Here is an 11,745-nt window from a genome sequence, read left to right as displayed (position 1 = left end):
ATGTCTTATTCAAAGCAGTATTTTGTTGTCTCAATCCCCAACTAGCTCTAAAATAACGCGCTATTATTAAGCAAAAGGCAGTTGAATTAAGAGGAAAAAATGAATCAGAGAAGAATGTTAAAATCAAAAATTCACCGGGCTACTGTAACGCATGCCGATTTGGATTATGAAGGAAGTATTACCATTTCCCCTGAGTTGCTCAAAGCTGCGGATATTTTACCCTTTGAAGCAGTGCACATCTGGAATGTAACTGCTGGAACGCGATTTGAGACTTATGCGATTACTGGCGAAGCGAATTCCACGGCTATCTGCGTCAATGGGGCGGCTGCGCATTTAGTTACGCCGGGTGATATTATCATCATTGCTTCCTTTGTAATGATGGATGAGCCTTTGGGTCAAAATTATCAGCCCACGGTTGTATTTGTTGATGAACGTAATCAATATAAGGAAGTAAGGGCAGAGATTGCCGCATTATTGGATTAAAAAATGAAAAAAAAACTACTGCTTTGCCTGGCATTATTTTTAGGTAATTCTTCCCTTATGGCCGCGGACTGCAAAACAAGCCGGGATAGTTATTTTGAAAATGAAGATGCAAAGGCCTGGTTAACAACGCTCTGTCCACAGGATATTCTCGCCTATCATAGCCATCAGTTCCCCAGAGTGATTATTCCCCAGGAAGACGGCCGTCTTCAGGTAGTTTATCAATCCGGAGAAAAAAGAGTAATTGATTTGAAAAAATCAATGCCAATGTTTCTTGATACAGCACAGGGACAAGCGCTGCATCAGGATATAAATATCGGCCAGTCGCCTTTGCATATTCTGGTGATTGAGTTGCGGAAGAAGTAGGCCAGCATTTCATATAACAAAATACAGAAACAGGGGGAACATGGATCCCGCGGCCTAGCCCCAGGTAATTGCAAACGTTTTACCGCTCCGAATCCCCGCGGTCTGCACCCCGTCCGAATCCCTGGGGTCTGCGCCCCGTCCGAATCCCCGCGGCTTCGACCGCGGGGCCCATGCTTGTTGGAGTAGTATGCTCCTCAGACAAGTTTCTATGTTGCCAAAAATAGGATTTAACAGATAGTCATAAACATGTGTTCTTAACATTAAATTGGCTTCGTGTGGGCCCCGCGGTCGAAGCCGCGGGGATTCGGTAGCTTTTAATGCTTATGCACTTGTGTAACTAGCTACGGGCTTCGACCGCGGGTTCCGCATGAAGCTATTCTGCAATATCAGTACTTGCTAATTAAGGATAATTTTAAAAAATTAAAAACCTGTTTTGACTGCGTTGAGGAGCATTGTTTGGCCATCAGGCATGAGCCCCGCGGTCGTTGCCGCGGGGATGCGGATGGTCGATGCTGGTACTACGTTTGAGTGCTTTCGCTTTTACCAGCTGCCAGTGGTACAACAGCTTGTTGTATAGCCGCAACAGCCCGAAGTAGTAGTATATTGAACAGCAGTATAATTGGCACATCCGCCGCCGCAATTATTAAAACCACAACCAGAAACCAGAACAGCGGCAGTAGCGATGATTACAGCAGATACTATTTTTTTCATGATAGCGTCCTTGCAGGATTAGTTAGTTTAACTATATACCATAAATTCATTGTGTACAAATATTGGCTAATTATTTTCAATATTTTCTTGAAATATCAAAAGGCCTCTATTAGGCTAACTTCTACAACCAATAAAAAGGATATTTATGAAACTCTATTATAGCAAGGGAGCTTGCTCTCTCGGTGTCCGCATTGCAATTAATGAGCTGGGTCTGGATGTTGACTACGAGTCAGTTAATTTAAAAACCAAAACGACTGCGGGTGGAGATGATTTTCTTGCCATAAATCCCAAGGGGGCAGTGCCTGTGCTTGCGATTACTCCCGATAAAGTATTGACAGAGAACGTCGTGATTCTCCAGTATCTTGCGGACACTCATAATGCAACGAACCTGCTGCCTGCTGTCGGCGACTTAAAAAGATATCGCATACTTGAAGTCTGTAACTATCTTTCGTCAGAGGCACATAAAACGATCGGCATACTGTTCAATCCTGCAGTGACTGATGAGATGAGAGATAAAATCATCATGCCGGCTATCCATCAGAAATTAAATTATCTGAACTCCATCGTAAAGGATAAGGGTTTTGCTGCGGGTTCCCATTTTACCATTGCCGATGGTTATTTTTATGTCATTCTGAGCTGGTTACCGCATTTTAAAATTGATTTAAACCACTGGCCTGCCTTGTACACGTATTTTCACAGGATGAGTGAATATCCCTCCGTGGTTAAATCATTAAAAGAAGAACAATAATCTTCAAAAAGCCTGTCACTTGCAGCTCCAGTTCTTTGAAAACGGGCTGCAATTCGTTTATCATCGCTACTCATTAATTTCTGTCTGCCGGAGATTATCAATGCTGATAAAAAAACTTTTTTCCATTGCAGTTGTATCTGCTGCACTTGCTGTGTCTGCGTGCACCAAAGAACTGGAGCCAGGTGATTACGATGCGGCTGAAGTCGGTAAAATCAAGAAAGTCGTACCTGGAACAATTATTTCCATGCGTCCCGTACGATTGCATAACAAAAACGCAGAAGCGGGCATTGTAACGCCAGCTAATGAAAATGCAGACAGTGTTGATACCGGCACCAATCGCTCGCATGGCTATGAGTATGTCATCAGGCTAAACAGCGGCAGCATCATCTCCGTTGTCCAGGCTGAAAACATCAAGTTGAAAACCAAGCAGCATATCCTCGTTATTTATGGCCGAAATACCCGCGTAGTCCCTGATAATGGCAGTGATGATTATTAAAAATTTCAGCCCGGTTGCAGGCAATCGGGCTACAGAGAATTATTCCGCAAACTCCCGGATTGCTTTCAGAAAATGCAGACCGTAATGGTTTAGTTTATGCTGTCCCACACCGGTAACATCCAGTAGTTCTTCAGCAGTCTGCGGTCTTTTCCTTACCATATCGTGAAGCGTATTATCGCTAAAAATCATAAAGGGTGGTTTATTTTCCTGTTCGGCGAGTTTTCTTCGCAATGCCCGTAGGGCAGCAAAGAGAGGATCGTCTTCCTTAGTGAAATACTGTTCTTTAATTCTTGCCACAATCCCCTTGGGTTTTTCATTAGGCAGTACCAGCATAACGTTCTCTTCACCTTTTAAAACAGCCTTGGCTTTGGCGGACAGGCGCAATACATTAAAATGATGTGCATCCTGATAACAGTAGTCTCTATGAATTAATTGCCAGGTTAGCAGTTTCCAGAATTTGGCTGAGCGGTCTTTCCCTATTCCAAAGGTGGATAATTTTTCATGACCGTTTTGTGAAATTTTTTCGGCGTTGCTGCCGCGAAGTACATCAATTACATAGGACATGCCGTAGCTTTGTTTCAAGCGGTATATACAGGAAAGTATCTTTTGCGCTTCGAGGGTTGCATCTTGCGTGACCGGAGGGGAGTCGCAGATGTCACAATACTGGCATTGGGTTGTGCTGGTTTCATCAAAATAATTCAACAGAATATGGCGGCGGCAGTGACTCGCTTCGGCAAAGGCCATCATGTGATTTAATTTGTTGAGTTCTACCCGATGCTTTTGCTCATCTTCAATTTCTGCTATCCAGCCCCGCAAGCGTGCACTGTCTGCGGGATCATAGAGCAGAAATGCCTGAGAGGGCAGGCCATCCCGCCCGGCCCGGCCTGTTTCCTGATAATAACTTTCAATGGTTTTGGGCAAATCGTAATGAACTACATAGCGCACATTGGGTTTATCAATCCCCATTCCAAAGGCCAGTGTGGCAACGACAATATCAATGTGATCATGGCGAAACAATGATTGAACTTCGCGGCGCTCGGCATGGGAAAGCCCGGCATGATAGGCTCTTGCTTTATGCCCTTGTGCCTGTAGCTTTTCGGCCAACTGGGCGACTGCATTGCGCGTGCCGCAGTAAATAATTCCGGCCTGGGAGGTCTGCTCCTTTAAAAAATGGATAAGCTGTTTTCCAGGATTATCTTTATACTCAACCCGGTAATGAATATTAGGCCGGTTAAAAGAAGCCACATAGGACGTGGGTTGGTAATTTAATTTGTCGATAATATCCTGACGTGTCTGTTTATCGGCTGTTGCAGTTAGGGCAATCACAGGCACATCGGGAAAATGGGCTTTTAGTTTTCCAAGCTCTGCATATTCAGGACGGAAATCGTGGCCCCACTGGGAAATGCAATGGGCTTCATCAATGGCAAATAAAGACAACTCGCAATCCTGAAGGCGCTGCAGAAAAGCGGGGCTCACCAGGCGTTCAGGTGCAATATAAAGTAAATCCAGTTCCTGAAAATGCAATTGGGCAAGTACCTGGCGTGACTCTTCACTATTTAAGGAGGAATTATAATAAGCCGCACGAATCCCTTGTAATTTCAAAGCTGCAACCTGATCTTCCATTAAAGCGATTAAAGGGGAAACCACAATGGCAACGCCAGGACGAATCAATGCAGGGATTTGATAACAGAGGGATTTGCCTCCACCGGTAGGCATTAGCACCAGTAAATCCTTGCCTTCCAGCAAGTCATCGATGACTTGCTGCTGCAAACCGCGAAAAGAGTCATAGCCAAAATAATCCTTTAAGATTTTGACTGCTTGATTGGAGGTGCGCTCTAGGACTTGTTCCATGATTTTTCTTTTTTTTATTTCATAGACAGCAAAAATTGGCAATAATATCATTTTATTGCTTCAATAAGAATGTCAGATTTAGCATGTTGTACAAATAAAATGATTACAACCTAAGGACAAACAATGGATTTCACTTATAGTGAAGAGCATCAGGCTTTTCGGGAGATGGCTGCTGATTTTGCACGTACGAAGCTAATGCCTCATGCTGAAAAGTGGGATGAAGAGCATTATTTTCCAATTGAGGTGCTGCAAGAAGCTGCAGCATTAGGAATGGCCGGTCTGGTGGTGTCTGAAGAGATTGGTGGAACCGGGATGACACGCCTTGATGCCTCGCTTATATTTGAGCAGTTGGCGTCTGGTTGTGTGAGTACAAGTGCCTTTTTGTCTATTCATAACATGGTTGCTTCCCTGATTGATCGCTACGGCTCAGAACCACTGCGCCAGCAATGGGGGCCTCTACTAACGCAAATGCAGAAGGTAGGCAGTTATTGCCTGACCGAACCCAATTCGGGTTCAGATGCAGCTTCTTTAAAAACCCGGGCTATCAAAGAAGGGGATTTCTACCGCTTAAACGGCGCCAAATCCTTTATTTCAGGGGGAAGTATAAGCGATGTCTATTTATGCATGGTTCGCACCGGCGACGAATCGCATCACGGCATTTCCTGTTTGTTAGTGGAGAAAGATACGCCGGGATTAAGTTTCGGCAAGCTGGAAAGAAAAATGGGATGGCATAGCCAACCCACGGCGATGCTCTTTTTTGAGGACTGTAAGGTTCCAGTCAGTAATCGTGTGGGTGAAGAAGGCATGGGCTTTAAAATTGCGCTGAATGCTTTAAATGGCGGGAGGGTCAATATCGCATCCTGTTCCTTGGGAGGCGCCCTTGCCTGTTTGCGGCTGGCACAATCCTATCTCCATGAGCGTAAGCAGTTTGGTAAATCCTTATCACAGATGCAGGCCCTCCGTTTTTATTTCGCTGATATGCTAACCGATTTTGAAGCGGCAAGGCTGATGGTTTATCGCGCCGCTGATGCGCTTGATAAGGGTGATCCCAAGGCCCCCATGTATTGTGCTATGGCAAAACGTCTGGCAACCGATGTGGCTTTTCGTATTAGCGATCGCGCCATGCAAATGCATGGAGGCTATGGGTATTTGCAGGATTACCAGATTGAAAGAATATTTCGCGATTTACGTGTGCATCAGATTCTGGAAGGTACGAATGAGATAATGCGCGAGATTGTCGCCAAATCGGTGCTTGATGAAGAATATTTTATTGATTAATAAGAGGAGTTAATTGGAATGGATGTTATTGAACAGGAATTAAACCGGGAAGGTATTCTCAGCATCACTTTAAACCGGCCTGAAAAGCTTAATTCCTTAAGTACAGAGGTATTACAAACCCTTTCTGAATTATTTACCCATGCTAAACATAATGAAAAAGTAAAAGCTTTGCTAATTACTGGGGCAGGCAAGGCTTTTTGTGCGGGCGCGGACATTGCCCGACTGGCAGAATGCAATGCGCAGACTGGTTATCAGTTTGCCTGCGAAGGACAGGATATATTTCGTCAACTGGAAACGCTGGGAAAACCTTCCCTGGCGGCTGTCAATGGCTTTGCTTTTGGCGGCGGTTGTGAATTGGCAATGGCAGCTACTTTGCGAATCGCCTCTACAAAAGCCCAATTTGGACAACCCGAAGTCAAACTGGGTGTTATACCTGGCTACGGTGGAACCCAGCGTCTTGCCAGACTGGTTGGAAAGGGCAGGGCAATGGATCTTTGTTTGACGGGTCGTTTTATTAATGCTGAAACTGCTTACAACTGGGGGCTGGTTACCGAGCTGGCAGAACCGGAAATGTTGCTGGAGCAGGCCCATAAAACCTTAAATACGATCCTGTCCATGGCTCCATTGGCTATTCGGGGTGTTATGGAAGTGATTGATCATGGATTTGATCTGTCATTAACGGATGCCTTACATCTTGAGGCGGTCCATTTCGCGAAAGTTTGTGCTTCCGATGATAAGCAAGAAGGCGTGCAGGCATTCCTGGGCAAACGACAGGCTGCGTTTAAAGGAGAATAAGATGACCGAGGAGATTCTCTTTGAAAAGCAGGGGTACTTGGGAGTCGCAACCCTGAATCGGCCCAATGCCTTAAATGCTTTAACCTTGCCAATGATTCAATCCTTGCAAGATCAACTCACAGAATGGGAAAGTGATAGAAATATTCATGCGGTATTGATTCAGGCTACACCTGGCAAGTCATTTTGCGCTGGAGGGGATGTTCGCTGGCTTTATGAAAGCGGCTTGCGTAAAGACGCGCAGCAGATGGAGTTCTTTTCGCATGAGTATCGATTAAACCATTATATACATCGCTATTCGAAGCCGTATATTGCGCTAATGAATGGAATAACCATGGGGGGCGGGGTGGGTATTTCACTTCATGGTTCGCATCCTGTGGCCACTGAAAATTTTGTGTTTGCCATGCCGGAAACCGGAATTGGTTTTTTCCCGGATATCGGTGCTAGCTATCTTCTGGCAAGGCTGCCTAATTATCTCGGCGTTTATCTGGGTCTAACGGGCAATCGTCTGCGGAGCCAGGATGCATTGGCCGCTGGATTAATCAAAAAAATCATTCCTGCTGACTATTCGCAACAATTCATTGAGCTGTTAAAGGAGACTGATCTTGCGGTTAATCCTCATCAGAAAGTGGATGCTTGCCTCGGAGAACTCCCATTCAATGAAGCGCCGCTGCCAGTGGCTGACATAGTGCAGATTGAAAAACATTTTAAGTTCAATACGATTGAGGAAATTCTTGTTTCCTTAAATGCCGCAGAGGACGAATGGTCACGTGCTTGTCTCGATAATTTAAGACAAAAGGCGCCTTTAAGTCTGAAAATAACGCTCATGCAAATTCATAAATCCCGTTTCTTATCAATGGCTGAATGCATTAAAATGGATTATTGCCTGGTTCGTCATTTCATGAAGGACTCTGATTTTTATGAGGGGGTACGGGCGCTATTAGTTGATAAAGATAAATCCCCGCATTGGAATCCGAAGCAGCTGGAATCTGTTTCAGAAGCAAAGGTGGCTGATTATTTTGAATGCGAGCAGAGTTTAGAGTTGGTGGATTGAGCTTGAATCCCTCTCGTATCACCGGTGAACGACTTGTATCCCGGGGTGAAAGATTTCGAATCCCCGCGGCTGCGACACCCAATCCCCGCGGCTTCGACACCGAATCCCCGCGGCTTCGACCGCGGGGCCCATGCCTGTCGGAGTAGCATGGTCGTCAGGCAAGTCTCAATGTTGCCAAAAAATAGGGTTTAACAGGTAGTCATAAACATGTGTGCTTAACATTAAATTGGCTTCGTGTGGACCCCGCGGTCGAAGCCGCGGGGATTCGGCGCCTGCTAGGGATTCGCCGCCTTTGCTAGGGATTCGGCGCCTTTGCTAGGGGTTCGGTGTCTTCGCCGCGGATTTGGGCAGGGAATTCAACGTCTTGATATTCCCATCCAGTAATTGGCAATATCAATCCGTCTTGTAATCCAGATATCTTCAAACTGCTTTATATAATCAATAAATTGCTGCAGTGCCTGACACCTCCCCGGACGCCCGCTTATTCGAGGATGCAGGCCAATAGTCATTAGCGCCATGCGCTGCTCCTGATAGAGATAATCAAAACTGTTTTTCAAATGGAGATAAAAATCATTGCCGACGGCGAAGCCGGGGTTCGTTGAATAACGAAAATCATTACAGTCCAGGGTATAGGGTATAATGAGATGCTTATCGAGAAAATAAGGTAGATCATCGGCATAACTCTCAGAGTCATATTTAAATCCGCCAATTTCGATAAGCAGTTCACGCGTATGACTGCTTCTCCGCCCGGTATACCAGCCTTCGGGTCTTTTACCGGTTAATTCACAAAGTACATCGATGCATTGAATAATGTGCTTTTTTTCTTCTTTCTTCGAAATTGCGGCGTAATCAATCCAGCGCCAGCCATGGCCTGCAGCTTCATGGGCGGAGTGTTGCAGATAAAGAGCCAGCGCAGGATTCATACGAACTGCCAGACCCGTTAAAAAGAAGGTCAGCGGAATTTGTTTCCGATCGAATAACCGGATTAACCGCCAGATCCCGCAGCGGCTTCCATATTCAAATAAAGATTCCATGCTTAAATTGCGCATGCCCTCCGGTTTGGCCGCCAGAGGAAATTCGCCGCCGTAAGTCTCCGCTATCGAATCGCCATTGACTGGCGTTAACTCAGCACCTTCCTCATAATTGATTACAAAGTTAATGGCGAGTTTAGCGTCGCCCGGCCAGCAGTTTTGCAGCGCTTCGGGGCCATAGCCAACCATATCACGTCGCATGCTTTATCCCAGCTCAAACGAAGTTATGCCATAAATTGAATGAATATCTAACTTCGGTTCTCCTTTTAAATACATACGGGCGGTGGTGAATACTTTTTTCATCTGATAGCGGGTAACCAGCTCGATGGCATGACGATTAGTTTCGGGTATATCCAGATAAACAGGGCTGTCTACAGCTTTTTTACTGAGTTCCAGCAATAAATCATTTGCAATGGCTGGCGTATCAGCAAACAGGGGACCTATACGATATCCCTGATGTGCAGGTCGAATAACCCCATAGCCGCATAATTTATCCTTGTGAATATAAGCAAGACTGACAGTGTCTGGCTGGTTAATCCAGCAGCTAAGAAACGTATCGCGCCGGGCGGGAAAGTGTTTACGGTCATAATCGCTAAGTGTTTTCAAATCCAGCTGTCTTAAATCGATGATAGAAGCATTAGATCCGGCCTTGACTGGTATCGGCTCGAAACGATAACGTGCATTGGTATGCGCTGAGCGGTAACCCAGGCGGCTGTACCGGTTAACCATCTCCGGAACTCCATCGATACCTGCATTACGATGGCCGACATGCTCAAGTCGTTTCCGGGTTAAAGCCAGACCGTAGCCGCTGCCGCGATAGGCTTTGTCGACAATATAAAAACCGCAGAAGGCGAATTGTTCATCATAGCAAACAGCTGAGCCAACAGCGATCACTTTTCCGTTAAGCTTTCCAGCAAAAAAGCCTTCGGGATCCGTTTGAAAAAAACAAGCCATATCATGTAAACCCGGATTCCAGCCTTCTTTTACTGCCCATTCAATGGCTAATTCTGCTTGCTGCCTGTTCATCCGTTCAATGATATAATCCATAACAGTCCTTGCAATAAAAATTTGAAGCCCTCTGATTACTATAGCTTAAGGCATTGTAGTTTTGCGACTTTCAGGCTTTCCTTCCTCCAGACTCATGCGTTCCTGGTTTAAAACCATTTTGGCTTTTTCTGCAAAAATCTGACCCTGCGTTTTGGGGACATAATGGCTAATCAATTCCTGCAGTTTGCGATAAATTTTATGAAATATATCCTGATGCCGATGCTGGCTTAGCGTCCAGGTATTATCATTTAGCGCTTTTCCTAAATGGTCCAGTGTGCTTGCTTCAGTTTTTTGCAGTGATGCATCCCGTAACTGCTCAACAGCTTTGAGCTTAGCCCGTAACAAGGACGGATTTTTATTGGAAAGCTCATCTTTATCAGTGCATTCATTGAGTAAATGAGCTTTATACTGATGCGTTAAATGGTTAAACGTCAGTAAGGTTTCCGTATTTTTTATGAGGGTTTGCGGCTTGTTGTTATCTGGTAAAGCAAGCATCGCATTGTCGATCATTCTAAGTATGTCGAGTCGCTGCTGGTCGGTACTGGCAGTCTTTAGAAACCGGACTTGCAAGGTCTCAAGCGCCTGTCTGTTTGCATGCGAAATGGCTGCTAAATCAAGACTCGAACGGTCTTTTGGTAAAACACCCTCGCAGGCAAACCAGGTTGAATTCCTAAATAATTGTTGCTTTATTTCCTCGGCAGCAGGCCAGGATTTGAATTGGTTCCACAAAGCCAATTTCTCCTGATGCAACTGCAGTTGGGTTTGCATCAACCCTTGAGGGCTCAGATAATACTCATGCAGCCTGAACAGATAGCTGCGATTTTCAGCTGTATCGATAAAGTCTTTTTGAAGAATATATTCAGCTATTTCAGGCGCGGCATAAACCAGGGAGCTGGCCAGATAATCCCTTACTTTAAGAAAATCAGATTGTTTTTCGATAAAGACCGGATGGCTGCCAATCACAGAATGATCCCGCGCTGAGTCCTCATTGGGATTGATTTGCAAAGCAGCCAGGGTTACCGGGTCAATTTCATAAGCTTCATCCCGATAATGAAGCTGCACTTTGGCTAGTTCGGCATCATTAACGCTGACAATATCGAGCATACCACCTTTGGCAAACCCCCAACGTTTTTTATCAGCAACTGATGGCATGTCTTTTTGATTATTTTTATAGGTGGATAGACTAGACTCCTGGCGGTTTCCCAGCGGAGCCATAATTAATTCCTGCATACCAGGTTGCGCTTTGAATTCCCAGGGATTGCGGGATATGGTTTCTTCTCCCTGGTTTTGCAAATAGTTACGGGTATTGGCATCGTAACCATTTGCTACCATATCCGGTGTTTTACGGCAGAGATCGTCCCAGTCATGCGCATTGAATTTGCGCACTTTGTGAAGATTTAACCAGTCCTGTGCTCTGGCGTCTTCCCTGAAAGCATCGAGATGCGCATTAACAAGGCTGAGTTGATAGGGGTCTTTTTCTCCTTTTTTTCGAAGAGAAAGATTAGTATAAGTTCCGCCTTTATTATACCCGCTCCCTGTCCTTCCTTCTTCACGACGGACTACTTGCGTCTTGCTATGGACAATGTCTACCTGGGGTTTTCGGATAAGAATGGTTGCCATGCCGGTCTGATGATGAAACTGAGTATCGAGTTTGGTATGGGTCACCATTTTCTCGGCAAAATCAATCTCAATCTCTTTATCAAACTGTTCGCGAAGCTGACGATAGGTTTTATCAAAATCCACTTCCTGACAATGGAGGATAATCACATCGACATTACTTATTTCCTGCGCTAATTGCTGAACGGCAGTAGTGCCCGGAGTATCGTTACCGCAATTTAAGGTGAAAATTTTGAGTGATAATGGCATGGAGAATCTGAAAAAAGAGGAGTAA

12 protein-coding genes are annotated in these 11,745 nt (G+C 45.2%); 7 read left to right on the top strand and 5 right to left on the bottom strand.

Annotation, left to right across the window (positions count from 1 at the left end; translation table 11 throughout):
* Window positions 1-99: 99 nt before the first annotated feature.
* Together panD and DYH42_RS10045 are read left to right on the top strand one after the other, a co-directional pair.
* Window positions 100-483 (top strand): aspartate 1-decarboxylase, encoded by a 384-nt coding sequence (panD, locus tag DYH42_RS10050; protein ID WP_058522314.1) that lies wholly within the window; start codon window positions 100-102, stop codon window positions 481-483.
* A gap of 3 nt (window positions 484-486) precedes the next feature.
* Entirely contained in the window at window positions 487-846 is a 360-nt protein-coding gene (locus tag DYH42_RS10045) for a cupin domain-containing protein (protein ID WP_058522315.1), read from the top strand.
* 540 nt (window positions 847-1,386) lie between these two features.
* On the opposite strand, the gene DYH42_RS16605 is transcribed toward DYH42_RS10045, so the two are convergent.
* Window positions 1,387-1,557, bottom strand: a complete 171-nt coding sequence (locus tag DYH42_RS16605; RefSeq protein ID WP_157062377.1) for a hypothetical protein — start codon at window positions 1,555-1,557, stop codon at window positions 1,387-1,389.
* Window positions 1,558-1,702: 145 nt separating this feature from the next.
* Between DYH42_RS16605 and DYH42_RS10035 the strand changes: the two genes are divergently transcribed.
* Entirely contained in the window at window positions 1,703-2,305 is a 603-nt protein-coding gene (locus DYH42_RS10035; protein ID WP_058522316.1) for a glutathione S-transferase N-terminal domain-containing protein, read from the top strand.
* Between the two features lie 100 nt (window positions 2,306-2,405).
* Complete coding sequence (locus DYH42_RS10030; protein WP_058522317.1) at window positions 2,406-2,801, top strand: outer membrane lipoprotein; 396 nt, start codon at window positions 2,406-2,408, stop codon at window positions 2,799-2,801.
* A gap of 39 nt (window positions 2,802-2,840) precedes the next feature.
* Here the strand turns inward: DYH42_RS10030 and recQ are convergent, their stop codons facing one another.
* Complete coding sequence (gene recQ, locus DYH42_RS10025; protein WP_058522394.1) at window positions 2,841-4,652, bottom strand: DNA helicase RecQ; 1,812 nt, start codon at window positions 4,650-4,652, stop codon at window positions 2,841-2,843.
* Window positions 4,653-4,775: 123 nt separating this feature from the next.
* Here recQ and DYH42_RS10020 point away from each other — a divergent pair, with 123 nt between their 5' ends.
* From DYH42_RS10020 to DYH42_RS10010, 3 genes are read left to right on the top strand one after another with little or no spacing between them, the layout of a single operon-like run.
* Window positions 4,776-5,930, top strand: coding sequence for an acyl-CoA dehydrogenase family protein (locus tag DYH42_RS10020; protein ID WP_058522318.1), 1,155 nt, complete (start codon window positions 4,776-4,778; stop codon window positions 5,928-5,930).
* Window positions 5,931-5,948: 18 nt separating this feature from the next.
* A complete protein-coding gene (locus DYH42_RS10015; RefSeq protein ID WP_058522319.1) occupies window positions 5,949-6,725 on the top strand; it encodes an enoyl-CoA hydratase/isomerase family protein in 777 nt (258 codons plus the stop codon).
* 1 nt (window position 6,726) lies between these two features.
* Entirely contained in the window at window positions 6,727-7,776 is a 1,050-nt protein-coding gene (locus tag DYH42_RS10010) for an enoyl-CoA hydratase/isomerase family protein (RefSeq protein WP_058522320.1), read from the top strand.
* 356 nt (window positions 7,777-8,132) lie between these two features.
* Here the strand turns inward: DYH42_RS10010 and DYH42_RS10005 are convergent, their stop codons facing one another.
* Genes DYH42_RS10005 through DYH42_RS09995 form a run of 3 tightly spaced genes read right to left on the bottom strand, consistent with a single transcriptional unit; the run spans window position 8,133 to window position 11,720 of the window.
* The gene (locus tag DYH42_RS10005; RefSeq protein ID WP_058522321.1) at window positions 8,133-9,008 is read right to left on the bottom strand and encodes a polysaccharide deacetylase family protein; all 876 of its coding nucleotides are present in this window, start codon (window positions 9,006-9,008) and stop codon (window positions 8,133-8,135) included.
* 3 nt (window positions 9,009-9,011) lie between these two features.
* Window positions 9,012-9,854: a GNAT family N-acetyltransferase gene (locus DYH42_RS10000; protein WP_058522322.1), complete on the bottom strand. Its 843-nt coding sequence runs from the start codon at window positions 9,852-9,854 to the stop codon at window positions 9,012-9,014.
* Window positions 9,855-9,899: 45 nt separating this feature from the next.
* On the bottom strand, window positions 9,900-11,720 hold the full coding sequence (locus DYH42_RS09995) for a hypothetical protein (RefSeq protein WP_058522323.1): 1,821 nt from the start codon (window positions 11,718-11,720) through the stop codon (window positions 9,900-9,902).
* Window positions 11,721-11,745 lie beyond the last annotated feature (25 nt).

The organism is Legionella birminghamensis (assembly GCF_900452515.1).
GTDB classification, from domain to species: Bacteria; Pseudomonadota; Gammaproteobacteria; order Legionellales; family Legionellaceae; genus Legionella_C; species Legionella_C birminghamensis.
Note: the sequence above shows the minus strand (reverse complement) of the source record. Positions and strands in the feature narration are given on the sequence as shown.